We start from the raw sequence: 16,047 nt of genomic DNA on the forward strand, positions 1-16,047 counted from the left end.
TATCCACAGAACATGTGGATAAGACTGAATCTCCAATGGACACCGATATTTAGGTGACATTTATGATTCAACGGGCGCCGCCCGGCCGCTCCCTCTTCTGCCATTCGCGCGCGCATGGCCCGTTACACTGGCCCGATGCTTTCACCGATTCCGACCCTGCAGGTCGCCCTGCCCGTCCCCCTGCCCCGCCTGTTCGACTACCTGTCGCCTGAGGGTGATGGCCCGGCGGTCGCGGTCGGCTGCCGCCTGAAGGTGCCATTCGGCAACCGGGAGCTGGTCGGTGTGGTGGTCGGTCACGGCCAGATCGACGACGGCCAGGGACTGCGCCAGGCCCTGGCCTGGTGCGACCCGCAGCCGCTGCTGCAGGGTGAGCTGTGGCAGAGCCTGCAATGGCTGGCGCGCTACACCCACGCCCCCCTGGGCGAGGTGCTGAGCACCGCCCTTCCCGGCCCGCTGCGCCATGGCGAGCCCCTGCCGGACACCCACCACTGGGGCTGGCAGCTGACCCCGGAAGGCCGCGATCAGCGCGACAGGCTGCGCGCCGGCAGCCGCCCACGGCAACTGGCCGAACTGCTGGCCGAAGCCATCGTGGATGAGGACGTGCTGGGCGAACGCATGGAGGACTGGCGCACCGCCGCACGCAGCCTGGCCAAGCGCGGGCTGGCCGAGCGCGTTGCGCTGAGCGTGGCCCCCCAACACGCGCAGCCACTGCCCGGCCCCACGCTCAACCCGGACCAGGCCGAGGCCGTGGCGGCGATCAACGCCGCCGACGGCTTCCAGCCGTTCCTGCTGGATGGCGTGACCGGCAGCGGCAAGACCGAGGTCTATCTGCAGGCGATCATCCATTGCCTGGCACAGGGCAAGCAGGCGCTGGTGCTGGTGCCGGAAATCGGCCTGACCCCGCAGACCCTGGCACGCTTCCGCGGCCGCCTCGGCATCGCCGTGCATGCGCTGCATTCGGGGTTGAACGACAACGAGCGCGCGCGCGTCTGGGCAGCGGCCTCACGCGGCGAAGCACGCGTCATCGTCGGCACCCGCTCGGCAGTGTTCACGCCGCTGCCCCAGGCCGGCCTGCTGATCGTCGACGAGGAACACGACGGCAGCTACAAGCAGCAGGACGGCATCCGTTACCACGCGCGCGATTTCGCCCTGGTCCGGGCCAAGTCGCTGGGCATTCCGGTTCTGCTGGGCAGTGCCACGCCCTCGCTGGAAACCCTGCACAACGCCTACGCCGGGCGTTACACCCACCTGCGCCTGAAACAGCGCGCCGGCGATGCGCGGCCACCGCGCGTGCGCATCCTGGACGTACGCAAGCGCCCGCTGCATGACGGCCTCTCCGCCGATGTGCTGGCCGGCATCGGCGAGCACCTGCAGCGCGGCCAGCAGGTACTGGTCTTCAAGAACCGCCGCGGCTATGCGCCGGTGCTGCTTTGCCACGACTGCGGCTGGACCGCGCCATGCCAGCGCTGCGATGCGCCGATGACGGTGCATGGTGGCGGTCGTCGCCTGCAGTGCCACCACTGCGGTGCGCGGCAACCGGCGCCGCTCGCGTGCCCGGCCTGCGGCAGCCTGGCGCTGCAGCCGCAGGGCATCGGCACCGAACGCCTGGAAGAACACCTCACCGCCGCCTTCGCCGACTTCCCCGTGGTACGCATCGACCGCGGCACCACCTCACGGCGCGACGCGCTGGAACAGCAGCTGGCGAAACTGGGCGACCAGCCCGGCATCCTGGTCGGCACGCAGATCCTGGCCAAGGGCCACGACCTGCCCAAGCTGACGCTGGTGGTGGTGGTCGGCATCGACGAAGGTCTGTTCTCCGCCGACTTCCGCGCCAGCGAGAAACTGGCCCAGCAGCTGATCCAGGTGGCCGGTCGCGCCGGACGTGCACGTGACCCCGGCGAGGTCTGGCTGCAGACTCATCACCCCGGGCACCCGCTGCTGGAAACCCTGGTGAGCGGTGGCTACCAGCCGTTCGCGCAGGCCGAGTTGAACCAGCGCCAGGCGGCCGGATTCCCGCCGTTCGCGCATCTGGCGCTGATGCGCGCCGAAGCGCAGCAGGTGGAGCATGCCAACGCGTTCCTGCTGGCCGCTCGGCAGTTGCTGGGCGAGCAGAACGTGGTCGAAGCCTACGGCCCGATGCCGGCACCGATGCCACGGCGTGCTGGCTACCAGCGCACGCAGCTGCTGCTGTCGGCCATGCAGCGGCCGCCGCTGCATGGTGTGCTTTCGCAGTTGGTGCCGCAGCTGTATGCACTGCCGGAAGCACGCAAGGTGCGCTGGTCGCTGGATGTGGATCCGACGGATCTGTATTGAGGGGTCGGAGCCCACCCGCTGGGTGGGATCCGACCCCGATGGCCAGGGGGTCGGATCCCTTTTCGCAGAAAAGGGCTCTGACCCCGAACGCCACCGCTTACGTCAGCGGCGACATCACGCCGCGCTGGTAGGCCGGCCGCTCCCGCAGCCGCGCATACCAGTCAGCCAGATGCGGCAGCTCCGGGCGCTGGATCGGCAGTTCGAACCAGGCGTAGATCAGCGAGCCCAGTGGAATGTCACCCATCGCGAATTTCTCGCCCGACAGCCATGGCTGTTTCGCCAGGGTGGCATCGGCCATTGCCAGGTAGTCACCGGCGCGGACGATGGCGGCGCTGATGCGCGCTTCGTCGCGGTCGGCCGGCGCGGTGCGCATGATGCCCCAGACCAGGTCGCTGTACAGCGGCGCCATCCGCGACGTGCTCCAGTCCATCCACTTCTCGGCCTGGGCGCGTTCCATCGGATCTTCGGCGTACAGGGTACCCAGCGCGTAGCGCGCACTGAGGTAGCGCACGATGGCATTCGATTCCCACAGCGGCAGGCCGTGGTCTTCGATCACCGGCACCAGGCTGTTGGGATTCATCGCCTGGTACTCCGGCGTCTGCGTGCCGCCGTGGCTGCCACCGACTTCGATGGACTCATACGGCAGGCCGATCTCTTCGGCGCACCACAGTACCTTGCGGACGTTGCTGGAATTGCGGCGGCCCCAGATCTTCAACATGCGGGTTTTCCTTGCGGGCAATGCGAGCGGCAACGATACGCCTGATCGGAGTGGAGATGTGCGTGCCGGATGCGGGATCAGGCATCTGGGGCTTGCCGGCCAGCGGCCGGCACTACCGGTTCCTTTTCGGCCAGCGGCCGGCACTACCTGTTCTTTTTTGGCAGCGCGCGCACGTAGGACGACTTGCCGTCCTTCTTCAGCTCGAACAGCCCGATTGCTGCCAGCAGATCACTGAGCTTGCCGTAGCCGTAGTTGCGCGGATCGAACGAGGCCTGGTTGCCGATCTGGCTGCCGACCGGCCCCAGGTGCGACCAGCCATCCTCGCCCTCGGCCGAGGACACCGCGCGGCGCAGCATCTTCACTAGCCGCGTATCGCTGCGCATCTCCGCCCCGCTCTTGCGCGGGCGTGCATCATCATTGGCGACGGGCTCGCTCGACGCCTGCTCGCTCGATGCCTGCTCGGCATCCGGCACGCTGGCATGGGTCTGGCCCAGCGCTTCCAGGTAGGTGAACTTCGAGCACGCGTTGACGAACGGTTCGGGCGTCTTCTTTTCGCCGAAGCCATACACCTTCACGCCATCGGTCAGCAGGCGCATCACCATCGGGGTGAAATCGGCATCGCTGGACACGATGGCGAACCCATCAAGATTGCGCGCGTACAGCAGGTCCATGGCATCGATCACCATCGCCATGTCGGAGGCATTCTTGCCCTTGCTGTAGGCGAACTGCTGGATCGGGCGGATCGCATATTCGTGCAGCACCGCTTCCCAGCCCTTCAACCGCGGGCTCTTCCAGTTGCCATAGGCACGGCGCACGTTGGCCACGCCGTAGCGGGCGACTTCGGCCAGGACCTCGTCGATCTTCGAGGCCGGCGCGTTGTCGGCGTCGATCAACAGGGCGATGCGCTTTTCCGGTTCGCTCATGGGCTCCTCAGGGGCCGTTGCCTGAACCCGAGTATCGCCGATCCACGCGGGCGCTGACGTGACAGGCAGCCGCCGTGCGAAGATGCCAGGCGCTTCCCCCAATGCCCCCACTGGAGTGAGTCGATGAGTCGCGAGCGCGTTCCCCACCTGGTTGTTGTCGGCGGCGGTTTTGCCGGCCTCTGGGCCACCCGTGCCCTGGCCCGCGAGCGCATACGCATCACCCTGGTCGACCGCCGCAACCATCACCTGTTCCAGCCGCTGCTGTACCAGGTGGCCACCGCCGGCCTGTCCGCGCCGGATATCGCCGCGCCGCTGCGCCACATCCTCGGCCACCAGCGCAACGTGGAAGTACGCCTCGGCGAAGTGGTCGCCATCGACAAGCAGGCCCGGCAGATCCGCATGGCCGATGGCAGCACGCTGGACTACGACAGCCTGCTGTTGGCCACCGGCGCCACCCACGCCTACTTCGGCAACGACCAGTGGGCCGATGATGCACCCGGCCTGAAGACGCTGGACGATGCCATCGCGCTGCGCCGCAAGCTGCTGCTGGCATTCGAGCGCGCCGAGGCCGAACCGGACCCGGCGAAGAAGGCGGCATGGCTGAGCTTCGCGGTGGTCGGCGGCGGTCCCACCGGCGTCGAACTGGCCGGCACCCTGGCCGAGATCGCGCGGCATACGCTGCGCAACGAATTCCGCCACATCGACCCGGCCAGCGCCAAGGTGCGGCTGGTCGAGGCCGGCCCGCGCGTGCTGTCCTCGTTCCCGGAAGTGCTTTCGCTGAAGGCGCGCCGGCAGCTTGAAAAGCTGGGCGTGGAAGTGCTGACCGGTACCCCGGTGAGCGACATCGACAGCCAGGGCTTCAAGCTCGGTGACCAGTTCGTGCCGGCACGCACCGTGGTGTGGGCCGCCGGCGTGGCTGCTTCGCCGCTGGCGCGCACGCTGGACGTGCCGCTGGACCGCGCCGGCCGCGTGCAGGTGCAACCGGACCTGACCCTGCCCGACCACCCGGAGCTGTTCGTGGCCGGCGATCTGGCCGCACTGAACCAGGCCAACGGCAAGCCGGTGCCCGGCGTGGCGCCTGCCGCCAAGCAGATGGGCAAGTACGTGGCCGAGGTGATCCGCGCGCGGCTGCATGCCAAGGCGGCACCGGGGCCGTTCAAGTACGCCGACTACGGCAACCTGGCCACCATCGGCCGCATGGCCGCGATCGTGCACCTGGGCCGGCTGCAGCTGTCGGGCATCCTGGCCTGGTGGTTCTGGCTGGCCGCGCACGTGTTCTTCCTGATCGGCTTCCGCAACCGCATCGTGGTGCTGCTGAACTGGGCGGTCGCGTACTGGAGTTACCAGCGCAGCGCGCGCATCATCTTCGGTGATGACCAGGATGACCGGCGGCCGAAGCGCTAGGGCCGAAGACGGACACGGGTTCTCTGCCTGGGAGTAGATCCACGCCATGCGTGGATGAATGTCTGTGCAGGACGCATCGAGCTCAGCCACGCATGGCGTGGCTCTACTGCCTCATCGGGCCACCTGGCACCCGCCGTTTCGACCAGGTGCGGCAGAAGTCCTCCTTCCTTGCGGTATCGGCAATCTGCGCGGTACTCCAATGCCGGGTGATCCAGATCGTCAACGCGGTGCTGCTCAGATGCCAGCGCAGCATGCCGTGCCGAGGCTGTCGCCACAGATGGCGTCGGGCAATCCAGAAGGCCTCCCGCTCCACTTCCGGCACCTTCTTCTGCATCACGTCCTTGTCGAAGAACTGCGCGGCGAAGCGCCAGGGGTTCATCGGCTGGTATCCCGCCCGTGGTTCACTACTGCACGCAGCCACACCACTGGGCGCGCGGTCCGCCGGCTTCGGCCGGCCTTCCACCAGCGCCAGTCCGAGCAGGTACAGCAGGCCAGGCAGCAGCGCGATACCGGCGACCACTACGACGACGGAGATCAATGCCTTGCCAGCAGCGCGCATCGCGCTCACTTCGCCTTTGGTTTTGGATACCACAGTGCGTTGACGATGACCCAGCGCTGGTCGAAGCGCCCCATGTGGAAGTAGTCGACGAACCACGGGGTTTCCAGCCGCACCGAGGCCGCGTTGCCGGTCACGTCCAGCACCGTGCAGCGGCGGTCCCATTGATCCTTCGGCGTCTTCAACGCGCCCTGCTTCGTCAGCGAGACCAGCTCTTCCTTCGACATCCGGCGCAGGCCCAGGCGTTCATCGGGTGTATCGCCGAGGACCGCGCGCTTGGCCAGATCCGGATGCAGGGAGCGGGCGACGCGCTGCGGGTCGGCCTCCAGCTGGCCGTCGACGTAATCGTGGCAGGTAGCTTCGATGGCCGCGATGGTGGCCGGGTCTGCGGCGGGACTTGTTGATGCGGAGAGAGCGAACAGCAGGGCGATCGTGGACATCCGGGTCTCCAGGGCTGGGCGCGGGGCGATCATCGCATGGGCCGGGCAGCCCATCCACGCATGGCGTGGCTCTACTGGGACCGGCGATGTCGGCAGGCCGGAGCCGAGCGTGGGCGTGGATCTACAGAAGCGTCTCGGCTGGTGCCTGCAGCCAGGCCAGCTTGCGTTCGCGCGGCTGCTGCTTGAGTTGCCACTCGGCGCGTGAGGCGGCGGCCCGGTCCGGGTACTCGCGCACGGCCAGCACGCGCAGCGGTGGCCGTGCCCGGGTGTAGCGCGCGCCCTTGCCGGCCTGGTGGGCGGCGAAACGCGCCTCCACATCGGTGCTGATGCCGGCGTAATAGCTGCCATCGCGGCATTCGAGCAGGTACAGGAACCACGGGCGGAGGGACGGGGCCATGCCCGGATTATGCCGTGCTGCACTGCAGCGGATATACTGGCGCCCGAATGCAGGAGAGAGGCGCCGCGCTGGCGCCCGCCGAAGGCGCAGGCTCCCATGATCGCTCAGGCCGGTGGGCTGGAATCCCACCAACCATGCATTCGACTCGCCGAGCTGGAGAGAGGTCACCGGGCACGCCCGGGACGATCCGCCGAAGGGGCACGCGGCCCACGCCGCTGAACTCTCAGGCAAAAGGACAGCGGGAGCGGCACCGGTCATCGTCATCCCGTCATTGCGCAGGCAGTGGCGGTATACGCGCATGGCCGGCCCTACCGCGCCCGGAGCCTGCCCCATGCTGCTGTCCATCATCTACCTGATCGCCATTTCCGCCGAAGCCATGACCGGCGCGCTGTCCGCCGGCCGCCGCCGCATGGACCTGTTCGGCGTGGTCATGATCGCCTGCGTCACCGCCCTCGGCGGCGGCTCGCTGCGCGACATCCTGCTCGGCCATTACCCGCTGGGCTGGGTGAAGCATCCCGAGTACCTGGGCTTCACCGTATGCGCGGCGCTGATCGCCACCTGGGTCGCACGCTGGATGCACCACTTCCGCCGCACCTTCCTGGTGCTCGATGGCCTGGGCCTGATCGCCTTCACCCTGATCGGCTGCTCGATCGCGCGCGAGGCCGGCCATGCGATGCCGATCGTGCTGATCGCCGGCATGCTGACCGGCGCGTTCGGCGGCGTGCTGCGCGACATCCTCTGCAACGAGGTGCCGCTGATCTTCCAGAAGGAGCTGTACGCGATCATCGCGCTGCTGACCGGCGCGGCCTATCTGTTGCTGCTGCATTGGGGCGTGGCCGATGCCACTGCGATCCTGTGCTGCCTGGGCGGCGGCTTCGCGCTGCGCCTGCTGGCGATCCACTACCGCTGGGAAATGCCGAAGTTCGTGTACCACGACGAAGTGCATTGAGGTTCGCGTTCGCCGAGCATGGGGTTCCAGGCTTGGCGCGGATCTACTGCACCACCCCGGCGATGTACCTGGCGCTGTCGCTCATGCGCAGCGCCAGGCGCATCGCCGGTGCAGATGGGCCGGTCTCCAACTCCGGCCGGCCCTGATCGCGGCCGCACCCCCGCAGGCGCTGGCCGCCATCCACACACGTGCCGCACTCAAGCGGCTTCGGACACCTTCACGTCGCGACGGGCGCGCACGGCCGCAGCCAGTCGCTGCAACACCGTCACGGTGGTGTCCCAGTCGATGCAGCCATCGGTGATGCTCTGCCCGTAGACCAGCGGCTGGCCTTCCACCAGTTCCTGGCGGCCACCAACCAGATGGCTCTCGATCATCACACCAACGATGCGCTGTTCGCCGTCTTCCAACTGAACGGCGATGTCCTCGATCACCTTCGGCTGGTTTTCCGGATTCTTCAGGCTGTTGGCATGGCTGGCGTCGATCATCAGGCGCGTCGGCAGCCTGGCCTTGGCCAGCACCTGGCAGGCGTCGGCGACGCTGCCTGCGTCGTAGTTCGGCTGCTTGCCGCCGCGCAGGATCACATGGCAATCCGGATTGCCGGCGGTCGATACGATGGCGGTACCGCCCTGCTTGGTGACCGACAGGAAGTGGTGCGGATTGGACGCTGCACCCACCGCGTCGGCGGCGATCTTCACGTTGCCATCGGTGCCGTTCTTGAAGCCGACCGGGCACGACAGCCCCGACGCCAGCTCGCGATGCACCTGGCTTTCGGTGGTGCGTGCACCGATCGCGCCCCACGCCACCAGGTCGGCGATGTACTGCGGCGAGATCACGTCAAGGAACTCGACACCGGCTGGCAGGCCGAGCTTGTTGATGTCGCGCAGCAGGCCGCGGGCGATGCGCAGGCCCTTGTCGATCCTGAAGCTGCCATCCAGGTCCGGATCGTTGATCAGGCCCTTCCAGCCCACCGTGGTGCGCGGCTTCTCGAAGTACACGCGCATGACGATTTCCAGTTCGCCGGCCAGCGCGTCGCGCAGCGGCTTGAGGCGCTGGGCGTATTCGATGGCGGCCTTCGGGTCGTGGATCGAGCACGGGCCCACCACCACCGCAAGGCGATCGTCACGGCCATGCAGGATCTGGTGCAGGGCCGCGCGCGAGGCGCTGACGGTGTCGGAGGCTTCATCGTCACAGGGCAGCATCGCCAGCAGCTGGGCGGGCGGTGTCAGCGGTTCGATGGTGCGGATACGCAGGTCGTCGGTGTGCGGGGGCATTGCAGGAGATCTCCGGAACGTTGGGGGTCCCCAGCGTGGCGGCATGAAAAAAGCCGCCAGGTTCGCTGGCGGCTTTCGGGAATGCGTCTGAAGCTTTCTTCAGGGTGAGCGCAGTCCTTCCTCCGCCAGTGGCTTCGGAAAGTAATACCAGTAAAAGCGGGTAGCGGCTGCGTTCATGGGGTGTATTGATAGCACAGCTTTTGCGCAGTGCAAAATGTTTCATCCGCAACTGGGGACCCGGTTCAGCGAGGTGCGCGCCAGCGCTGCCTACCTGGCAGCAGCCACGCAGAGTCGCTCATTTGCCATGCACTTCCACGTCCAGCAGCAGGCCTTCGTGGATGTCGGCCCAGCGTTCCAGCACGCGATCCAGCTCCTGCCTGGCCTCGTCCAGCTGCTCGGGGTTGAGCAGGGAACGGGCGGTGTAGAGGTCGGAGACCAACCGCCGCAGGGCCGCTTCCGGGATGGCGACCGACGGCCCTTCCAGCCCCGGCAACTGCAATGCCGGGCTGTCGCCAAGCGGGCCGAACAGCGTGACCTGGAGCGTGCTCTGCATGATCAACTTCCCTGCGGATGGACATGGGCAATGCACTGTTTACCGCGTCCGGGTGACAGGCGCATGTGCCATGCTCGCTTGAATGGCCTGGGGTTGCCGGCCAGCGGCCGGCACTACCGAAGCGAGCGCATCGCGCGTTTGCGGATGTAGGCGTTGGCGGTGCTGTCGTGCTCGCGCTGCCAGCGCGCGCAGACTTCGCGCAGCCACTGCGGCTTTGTCTTTCCGGCATCATTGAGCCAGTTGCCGACGGAATCCTGCACATAGCGTTCCGGGTCATCGGCCAGTGCTTCCAGCAGCGCCACTGCATGTTCCGGATGTTGCTTGAACAGGGCGATGTGCGTGGCCCAGACACCACGCGGGCGCAGTGCTTCGCAGGCGAAGCGGCGCAGGTACGGCGATGTTTCCTGTGTCCACGGTTGCAGGTACCCGAGCGCCTGCACCGGCGCGGAAACAATGTCCGTGCGTAGCGCCAGCCACGCCCATTCGCGCACTCCGAAGTGTGGGTCGTCGGCCAGCGTGCGCATCTGCTGCAGCTTCTCTGCCAACGTTGCGCGAGCATCGCTGCCGATCAGATAACAGGCCCAGCCGCGCACGGTATCGGAGCTGTGATGCTGCCAGAGTGCAGGCGCGCCCTGCCCCGCCCCGCGCAGCAACTGCGCGGCCAAGGCCATGCGCTGGGTGATGCCCTTGCCTGAGGCTTCGTGCATGCGGTGCAGCGCTTCGGGTTCAAGCGCAGGCGCTACCCCTTGCAACAGCTCGGCGAAATCCACTGCCAGGCATTCGGCCAGATGGGTAGCGGCGGCGTTGCCGCTGTTGAGTGCGCGCCGCCGTTCCGCTGGAATGGGCGTGCTCATGCTGCGGATTCCCGCCCGGCGTCCGTGTGCTGCCAGACCTTGTGCAGCAGCCGTGACAGCTGTTGCTGTTCATCCGCATCCAGGCCGTTGAACAGGCCGCCGATCCACTGTGTGTGCTGCTCGAACAGCGCTTCGGCCAGGCGCGCCCCCTTTGCGGTCAACACGATCTGCAGGCGGCGGCCATCCTCGGCATCGCTGCGACGCTGCAGCAGGCCTTCGCGTTGCATGCCGTCGAGCAGGCCGCTGATGGTGGCACGGGTCACGCCGGCACGCTCTGCCAGTTCATGGGGCGGCAGCGTGCCGCCCGCCCCGTGTAGCAGGAACAGCACGATGAAGCGGCCCTCGCTGAGCCCGTGCGGTGCAAGCCGGGCAGCGCAGTCGCGATCGATCGACGAGGCCAGCGAGAGCAGCTGGAAACACAGGCGCAGCTGCGCGACGTTGGCGTGGCCGCGTCGCTGCGCCTCATCCATCAGGGCATGGTGCTTGGCTTCGATCATGGCACCCCTCCAATATGATTAGCCGCCTAATCATATTATAAAAATAAGTCATCCATGAACTACACCGATTTTCAGGAGAACGTCCCCAGCAACAGGCGTGCGATCAGCCCGCCGCCCTCACGGTGCAGCAGCTGCAGTTCGCCTGCGTGCCGCCTGGCCACATTGGCGGCCACAGCCAACCCCAACCCGGCGCCACCGGTGGCGCGGCTGCGCGAGCTCTCGCTGCGCTGGAACGGTTGCAGCAGGCGTGCACGGTCGGCCTCGGCGATGCCCGGGCCGCGGTCCATCACATCCAGCTGCACCCTGTGGCCGGCCATGGCGAGCTGCAGCTCCACGGCCCCGGCGTAGCGCTCGGCGTTGTCGATGAGATTGTCGACCGCGCGCCGGATCAGCAGCGCATCGCCGTTCCAGCGCAGCGTGTCCGGCCCCTGGATGGAGATGCCGGCTCCGCGCAGCAGCGCCGCCTGCACGCACTCCTCCAGCAGCGCAGCCAGATCCAGCGAGTGCATCTGCAACGACTGCAGTTCACCACGTGCGTAGTCGAGCACCTGCTCGATCATCGTATCCATGCGTTCGATGTCCGCCACCATCCGTGCCGCCTGTGGCGCAGGCGCAAACTCGGCGCGTAGGCGCAGGCCGGTCAACGGCGTGCGCAGATCATGCGCCACTGCGGCCAGCATGTGGGTCATGTCCTGTGCCTGCGCATGCAGGCGATCGCGACCGGTGCTGATCGCAGCGGCCAGCATCTGTACCTCGCGTGGGCCGTCATCCGGCAAGGGCGCTGCGGCCTGCAGGTCCACCCGTGCGCTGGCTTCGGCCAGGCGGTGCAGCGGGCGTCCCAGCCGGATCGATGCCCACGCCGCCAGCGGCGCCAGCAGGACCGCACCACCCAGCAGCGCAAGCACCACCTGGCGGCGCCAGGCCGCCAGATCGCTGTGATCGCTGCCGACCACCTGCCAACGGCCATCGGCCTGGCGTACGCCCAGTTCAAACGGCGGCCATTGCATGGCGGTCAGTACCGCCGCCTGCGCCTTCAGTACACCGGCCCGCGCCGTGGCATCGAGCACGGTACCCCCCTCGATGACCTGCACGTCCGGCGCCTTGCCCTGCCCACTCCAGACCAGGCGTACCTCCTTCGCCGGCAAACCCATCTGCAGCGCCGCCAACTGGGTGAGCCAGTCGCTGGCGCTGCCCTGTGGTGGTGCGTCCTGTGTCGCCAGATGCAGGCCCAATGGCGCTGCGGCCTGTTCGCCGCGCAGCACCTGCACGGCCTGGTCCAACCGCATCGGCGGAGGCGCGGGCCGGGGCATCCAGCCAACCACGGCCACGCTGACCAATGTCGCCAGCAGCAGGCTGGCCAGGGCCAGCATCGCGATCCAGCGCGCGGTCGGCCACCGGCTGCTCACAACACCTGTACCTCGGCGTCGAAGCGGTAGCCTTCACCGCGCAAGGTCTGCACCAGGGCTTCAGCACCGGGTGAGGCCTGCCCCAGCTTGCGTCGCAGCCGACTGATCGCCAGGTCGACCGCACGATCGACGCTGTCGGTGGGTTCACCGCGGCTCAGCTGCAGCAGCTGCTCACGCCCCAGCACCCGCCCGGGACGTTCGGCCAGCGCCAGCAGCAGGCTGAACTCACCGCGGCTGAGCATCAGTTCGTTTCCGTCCGGCGCGAACAGGCGACGTTGATCAGGCAGCAGCCGCCAACCGGCAAAGCGCAGTTCGCTGGCCACCTGCGCGCGCAGCTTGTGCTGGCGGCGCAGCAGCGCGCGTACCCGTGCCAGCAGCTCCCGCGGATCGAACGGCTTGGCCAGGTAGTCGTCCGCACCCATCTCCAGTCCGATCACCCGATCCGGCGCGCTGCCCATCGCCGACAGCATCAGGATCGGGATGGCGCGTGCCTGCAGCCGGCGGCAGACCGAAAGCCCGTCCTCGCCGGGCATCATCCAGTCAAGGATGATCAGGTCGGGCCGTTCGCTCTGCAGCACCATGTCGAGCGCCGTCGCGTCCGCGGCCACCCGCACCTGGTAGCCATGCAGCAACAGGCAATCGGCGATGGCATCGCGGATGCTGGCGTCGTCATCGACAACGATGACACGGGCGGGAGTCGTCATGCGGGCAGTATCGGGCCGGTCTGTATCAGGACGGTATCAACAGCGATATTCCCGCGATACGCCGCTGCGCGCCAATGGGCGCCCATGATCACTGCGGAGATTTCCCTTGCGCCTCATCCTCCTGTCCCTGCTTGCTGCGCCGCTGCCTGCGCTGGCGTCCGATGCCCCCGAACACGTGCTGCCAATGTGGATGCAGGGTGGTCATCCGGCGGTGGCCGTCCTGCTGGACGGACGCGCCGAACCGCTGCGCTTCGTGGTCGACAGTGCCGCCGGGGCAACGCTGGTCGATGCCCGTGTGGCGAGGCGCTATGGCCTGGAGGATGCGGATGCGGTGGTATCGCACGCCCAGGGCGCAAGTGCGAAGGCGGCCCGGTTGCAGCGCACGCGCAGCACGTCCTGGCAGCTGGGCAGCTGGCAGCTGCAGGCCCGTGGCATGCAGGTCGACCTGTCCTCCCTGGCCAAGGACGATGATCCGGCCATCGACGGTTTGATCGGCAATGACCTGACCGGACGCTGGGACACGCGCTGGGACTTCGGCGGCAATCGCCTGGCGCTATGGACGCCTGGCCGATTGAACCTGGAAGGACCGGGTTGCCAGCCCAATGCGCTGCCCGAGCGCACTGCCAGCCTGCGCCAGTTCGGCTTCATCACACTGGCACTGGGCACGCCGGGTGTGGAGGCCATTGCCGTGGTCGACACCGGCGCGGCGCAGACTGTTCTCAACGCTGAAGCGGCCCGCGCACTGGGGTTGCGCACCGACGGCAGCGACGCACGGGTAAGCATGCGCGAAAAGGGCACCGAGGGGCTGGGCGGCGGCGCGCAGGCCACCTGGCTGTACACCCTGCCCGGGATGACCGGCAGCGGCTGGAAGCACCCGTCGATGGAGGTCCGCATCAGCGAACTACCGGTGTTCAAGGCGATCGGCCTGGAGGCGCGGCCGGCGCTGATCCTCGGTGCCGATGCAATGCGCGGAGGCCAGGTGGACTTCGGTGCCGGCGCGGCCCGGATCTGCCTGCGCCGGCCGCAGGCCAGCTGACATCTGGCAATGACGCCAGCGGCAGCCTGGCGTAGCATCGCCGTGCGCCCCACCAGGAGTTCCACGCATGTGCCGTGCCACCCTGATGTTGCTGACGCTGCTCCCGCTGGCGGTACTGGCCGCGCCGCCACCCGTGCCCACGCCGGCTCGCATCGATGCCGAAGCACAGCGGCTGATGCAGGCGGCCCATGCGCGCGGGATGGCGCTGGCGGTGATCGACGACGGCAAGGTGGTGCACGTGGCCGCCTACGGTGAACGCAACGCCGCGGGCGAGCCGCTGCGCACCGACACTGTGATGTACGCCGCATCGCTGACCAAGATGGCGTTCGGGTACCTGGTCGCACAACTGGTGCAGGACGCGCGTATCGATCTGGACGCCAGCATTGCTACCGCCCTGGACAAACCGCTGCCGGACTATCCACCGGAACCGAAGAAGTACGCCGACTACAGCGTGCTGGCCAGCGATGCCCGCTGGCGCCAGCTCACGCCACGCCTGCTGCTCAACCACGCCAGCGGCTTTGCCAATTTCGGCTTTCTCGAACCGGATGGCCGGTTGAAGTTCCACTTCGAGCCCGGCAGCCGCTACGCCTATTCCGGTGAGGGCCTGATCCTGCTGCAGTTCGTGATCGAACGCGGGCGACTGGGCGAGGATGTGGGTGCGTTGATGCAGCAGTGCGTGTTCGATCGCTTCGGCATGGCGCGCACCAGCATGGTGTGGCGCGCGGATTTCGCCGGCAACCTGGCCGATGGCTGGACGGCCGAAGGCAATTCAGAGCCGCACGATGAACGCAGCCGTGTGCGGGCGGCGGGGTCGATGGATACCACCATCACCGACATGGCCCACTTCGCCGCCGGCTATGTGCGCGGCGATGGGCTGTCCCCGGCAATGCGCAGGGAGCTGGTGCGGCCACAGCTACCGATCACCACCGCCAGCCAGTTCCCAACACTGCAGCCGGAGCTGCCCGTTGCGCAGCAGCACAGGGATCTGGCCGCGGGCCTGGGCGTAGTGACCTTCCGTGGTCCCCAGGGTGCAGGCTTCTACAAGGGCGGCCACGACGATGCGGTCGGCAACACCCTGGTGTGCATCGAGCGGCACAAACGCTGCGTGGTGATCCTGGGCAACGATGTACGGGCGGAGGCTACGTTCCCGGCACTGGTGGCGTTCGTGCTGGGCGATACCGGCGTGCCATGGCAGTGGGAGTACGGCGTGGCGAAGGCATTCGTCGAATGAGGGCGCGTTGACGCCTGCATGGCAAGTGCGGCTGGACGGGTGCATCCACGCATGGCGCGGATCTACCAGCGAAACCGTGCACCTGTAGATCCACGCCATGCGTGGATGCCTGCCCCGCTCAGCGCGCCTGTTCGAAGAACATCAGGTACACCAGCCGGCCATTCTCCAGGCAGTCGCCGAACGCGGGCCCGGCGGTGTGCCAGAACCAGGGGCGCAGCAGCACCAGCCGGTTGAAGCGCATCGGGATGCGCATGGTCATTTCCCACTGGCTGTCGTCGTTGCTGTCGCGCTCGATGATGTCGCGATGCATGTCGCCGCCGTTGGCATAGCCTAATGCGGCCAGCTCCGCTGCATCCAGGGCCATGCGCTCGGTGCCGGTGCGGCGGTGGCGGAAGAACTCGGTGCCGCCCTCGCAGTGCTCCGGTGCACTCAGGTAGAGGATGCCCGACCAGTGCGAGTGGTCGGCGTGCACCTTGGCGCGGCCGGTATCACCGGCCAGGGTGATCCGGAACTTGCCGTGCGACTGCAGCGGGTTGACCGGCCGCAGCGGTTCGTTGACCAGCCGCGAGACCGCGCCGGACAGTCCATCCAGATCCAGCCGCTGCTGCGAATTGCGGCCGGGAAACGCGCCCTCCTGCACGGGATAGGTCAGGCCCAGCGCCGCCTGGCGCAACCCCTGCGCATCGGCAGGAGAAAGGAAGTCGTCAACGATGATGAACGAGGTAGGCATGGCCACCGAGCGTAGCGATGCGCTGCGGCGGCAGCAACCGGGCAACGAAAAACCCCGCCTCGCGG

Annotated in this window: 17 protein-coding genes and 2 riboswitches; of the genes, 5 read left to right on the top strand and 12 right to left on the bottom strand. The window is 67.7% G+C overall.

Annotated elements, in window-relative coordinates; genetic code table 11:
• The first annotated feature begins 135 nt into the window (after positions 1-135).
• Complete coding sequence (locus DFO63_RS09720) at positions 136-2,313, top strand: primosomal protein N' (protein ID WP_101766151.1); 2,178 nt, start codon at positions 136-138, stop codon at positions 2,311-2,313.
• Positions 2,314-2,410: 97 nt separating this feature from the next.
• Here DFO63_RS09720 and DFO63_RS09725 read toward each other — a convergent pair whose 3' ends face one another.
• Both DFO63_RS09725 and DFO63_RS09730 read right to left on the bottom strand, forming a co-directional pair.
• Positions 2,411-3,031 (bottom strand): glutathione S-transferase, encoded by a 621-nt coding sequence (locus DFO63_RS09725; protein ID WP_014038651.1) that lies wholly within the window; start codon positions 3,029-3,031, stop codon positions 2,411-2,413.
• Between the two features lie 143 nt (positions 3,032-3,174).
• Entirely contained in the window at positions 3,175-3,954 is a 780-nt protein-coding gene (locus DFO63_RS09730; RefSeq protein WP_075676070.1) for an NYN domain-containing protein, read from the bottom strand.
• A gap of 123 nt (positions 3,955-4,077) precedes the next feature.
• Here DFO63_RS09730 and DFO63_RS09735 point away from each other — a divergent pair, with 123 nt between their 5' ends.
• On the top strand, positions 4,078-5,358 hold the full coding sequence (locus tag DFO63_RS09735) for an NAD(P)/FAD-dependent oxidoreductase (RefSeq protein ID WP_119006821.1): 1,281 nt from the start codon (positions 4,078-4,080) through the stop codon (positions 5,356-5,358).
• Between the two features lie 103 nt (positions 5,359-5,461).
• Here DFO63_RS09735 and DFO63_RS09740 read toward each other — a convergent pair whose 3' ends face one another.
• The 3 genes from DFO63_RS09740 to DFO63_RS09750 all read right to left on the bottom strand — a co-directional run bounded on the left by DFO63_RS09740 (position 5,462) and on the right by DFO63_RS09750 (position 6,751).
• A complete protein-coding gene (locus tag DFO63_RS09740) occupies positions 5,462-5,917 on the bottom strand; it encodes a hypothetical protein (RefSeq protein ID WP_101766155.1) in 456 nt (151 codons plus the stop codon).
• Positions 5,918-5,922: 5 nt separating this feature from the next.
• Positions 5,923-6,354 (bottom strand): nuclear transport factor 2 family protein, encoded by a 432-nt coding sequence (locus DFO63_RS09745; RefSeq protein ID WP_075676067.1) that lies wholly within the window; start codon positions 6,352-6,354, stop codon positions 5,923-5,925.
• Positions 6,355-6,475: 121 nt separating this feature from the next.
• A complete protein-coding gene (locus DFO63_RS09750; RefSeq protein ID WP_049443272.1) occupies positions 6,476-6,751 on the bottom strand; it encodes a GIY-YIG nuclease family protein in 276 nt (91 codons plus the stop codon).
• Positions 6,752-6,791: 40 nt separating this feature from the next.
• Positions 6,792-6,881: riboswitch (glycine riboswitch) on the top strand.
• A 13-nt stretch (positions 6,882-6,894) separates the two neighbouring features.
• Positions 6,895-6,998: riboswitch (glycine riboswitch) on the top strand.
• Between the two features lie 84 nt (positions 6,999-7,082).
• Here DFO63_RS09750 and DFO63_RS09755 point away from each other — a divergent pair.
• The gene (locus DFO63_RS09755; RefSeq protein WP_005411215.1) at positions 7,083-7,700 is read left to right on the top strand and encodes a trimeric intracellular cation channel family protein; all 618 of its coding nucleotides are present in this window, start codon (positions 7,083-7,085) and stop codon (positions 7,698-7,700) included.
• 197 nt (positions 7,701-7,897) lie between these two features.
• On the opposite strand, the gene DFO63_RS09760 is transcribed toward DFO63_RS09755, so the two are convergent.
• From DFO63_RS09760 to DFO63_RS09785, 6 genes are all read right to left on the bottom strand, one after another.
• Complete coding sequence (locus DFO63_RS09760; protein ID WP_101766156.1) at positions 7,898-8,971, bottom strand: 3-deoxy-7-phosphoheptulonate synthase; 1,074 nt, start codon at positions 8,969-8,971, stop codon at positions 7,898-7,900.
• Between the two features lie 295 nt (positions 8,972-9,266).
• Positions 9,267-9,524 carry a hypothetical protein gene (locus DFO63_RS09765; protein WP_049443322.1) on the bottom strand — a complete coding sequence of 86 codons (258 nt, stop codon included), beginning with the start codon at positions 9,522-9,524 and terminating at the stop codon, positions 9,267-9,269.
• A gap of 113 nt (positions 9,525-9,637) precedes the next feature.
• Positions 9,638-10,378, bottom strand: coding sequence for a DNA alkylation repair protein (locus DFO63_RS09770; protein WP_119006822.1), 741 nt, complete (start codon positions 10,376-10,378; stop codon positions 9,638-9,640).
• A complete protein-coding gene (locus DFO63_RS09775) occupies positions 10,375-10,875 on the bottom strand; it encodes a MarR family transcriptional regulator (protein ID WP_119006823.1) in 501 nt (166 codons plus the stop codon). Before DFO63_RS09775 ends, DFO63_RS09770 begins: the two co-directional genes overlap by 4 nt.
• A 71-nt stretch (positions 10,876-10,946) precedes the next feature.
• On the bottom strand, positions 10,947-12,245 hold the full coding sequence (locus tag DFO63_RS09780) for an ATP-binding protein (protein ID WP_119007005.1): 1,299 nt from the start codon (positions 12,243-12,245) through the stop codon (positions 10,947-10,949).
• A gap of 32 nt (positions 12,246-12,277) precedes the next feature.
• Positions 12,278-12,985, bottom strand: a complete 708-nt coding sequence (locus DFO63_RS09785) for a response regulator transcription factor (RefSeq protein ID WP_049443268.1) — start codon at positions 12,983-12,985, stop codon at positions 12,278-12,280.
• Between the two features lie 106 nt (positions 12,986-13,091).
• On the opposite strand from DFO63_RS09785, the gene DFO63_RS09790 reads away from it, so the two are divergent.
• Both DFO63_RS09790 and DFO63_RS09795 read left to right on the top strand, forming a co-directional pair.
• Positions 13,092-14,021 carry a pepsin/retropepsin-like aspartic protease family protein gene (locus DFO63_RS09790; RefSeq protein WP_119006824.1) on the top strand — a complete coding sequence of 310 codons (930 nt, stop codon included), beginning with the start codon at positions 13,092-13,094 and terminating at the stop codon, positions 14,019-14,021.
• Positions 14,022-14,088: 67 nt separating this feature from the next.
• On the top strand, positions 14,089-15,252 hold the full coding sequence (locus DFO63_RS09795; RefSeq protein WP_119006825.1) for a serine hydrolase domain-containing protein: 1,164 nt from the start codon (positions 14,089-14,091) through the stop codon (positions 15,250-15,252).
• Between the two features lie 118 nt (positions 15,253-15,370).
• Here the strand turns inward: DFO63_RS09795 and DFO63_RS09800 are convergent, their stop codons facing one another.
• Positions 15,371-15,982: a DUF6445 family protein gene (locus DFO63_RS09800; RefSeq protein ID WP_014038665.1), complete on the bottom strand. Its 612-nt coding sequence runs from the start codon at positions 15,980-15,982 to the stop codon at positions 15,371-15,373.
• Positions 15,983-16,047 lie beyond the last annotated feature (65 nt).

It is taken from the genome of Stenotrophomonas sp. AG209 (genome assembly GCF_003550055.1).
GTDB lineage: Bacteria > Pseudomonadota > Gammaproteobacteria > Xanthomonadales > Xanthomonadaceae > Stenotrophomonas.

What these genes read in the sequence shown, in the direction of transcription:
- DFO63_RS09770 (WP_119006822.1), bottom strand. Translation starts at nt 10,378, where the DNA reads ATGAGCACGCCCATTCCAGCGGAACGGCGGCGCGCACTCAACAGCGGC.
- DFO63_RS09765 (WP_049443322.1), bottom strand. Translation starts at nt 9,524, where the DNA reads ATGCAGAGCACGCTCCAGGTCACGCTGTTCGGCCCGCTTGGCGACAGC.
- DFO63_RS09735 (WP_119006821.1), top strand. Translation starts at nt 4,078, where the DNA reads ATGAGTCGCGAGCGCGTTCCCCACCTGGTTGTTGTCGGCGGCGGTTTT.
- DFO63_RS09780 (WP_119007005.1), bottom strand. Translation starts at nt 12,245, where the DNA reads ATGCTGGCCCTGGCCAGCCTGCTGCTGGCGACATTGGTCAGCGTGGCC.
- DFO63_RS09740 (WP_101766155.1), bottom strand. Translation starts at nt 5,917, where the DNA reads ATGCGCGCTGCTGGCAAGGCATTGATCTCCGTCGTCGTAGTGGTCGCC.
- DFO63_RS09745 (WP_075676067.1), bottom strand. Translation starts at nt 6,354, where the DNA reads ATGTCCACGATCGCCCTGCTGTTCGCTCTCTCCGCATCAACAAGTCCC.
- DFO63_RS09775 (WP_119006823.1), bottom strand. Translation starts at nt 10,875, where the DNA reads ATGATCGAAGCCAAGCACCATGCCCTGATGGATGAGGCGCAGCGACGC.
- DFO63_RS09750 (WP_049443272.1), bottom strand. Translation starts at nt 6,751, where the DNA reads ATGGCCCCGTCCCTCCGCCCGTGGTTCCTGTACCTGCTCGAATGCCGC.
- DFO63_RS09795 (WP_119006825.1), top strand. Translation starts at nt 14,089, where the DNA reads ATGTGCCGTGCCACCCTGATGTTGCTGACGCTGCTCCCGCTGGCGGTA.
- DFO63_RS09730 (WP_075676070.1), bottom strand. Translation starts at nt 3,954, where the DNA reads ATGAGCGAACCGGAAAAGCGCATCGCCCTGTTGATCGACGCCGACAAC.
- DFO63_RS09800 (WP_014038665.1), bottom strand. Translation starts at nt 15,982, where the DNA reads ATGCCTACCTCGTTCATCATCGTTGACGACTTCCTTTCTCCTGCCGAT.
- DFO63_RS09720 (WP_101766151.1), top strand. Translation starts at nt 136, where the DNA reads ATGCTTTCACCGATTCCGACCCTGCAGGTCGCCCTGCCCGTCCCCCTG.
- DFO63_RS09725 (WP_014038651.1), bottom strand. Translation starts at nt 3,031, where the DNA reads ATGTTGAAGATCTGGGGCCGCCGCAATTCCAGCAACGTCCGCAAGGTA.
- DFO63_RS09755 (WP_005411215.1), top strand. Translation starts at nt 7,083, where the DNA reads ATGCTGCTGTCCATCATCTACCTGATCGCCATTTCCGCCGAAGCCATG.
- DFO63_RS09760 (WP_101766156.1), bottom strand. Translation starts at nt 8,971, where the DNA reads ATGCCCCCGCACACCGACGACCTGCGTATCCGCACCATCGAACCGCTG.
- DFO63_RS09785 (WP_049443268.1), bottom strand. Translation starts at nt 12,985, where the DNA reads ATGACGACTCCCGCCCGTGTCATCGTTGTCGATGACGACGCCAGCATC.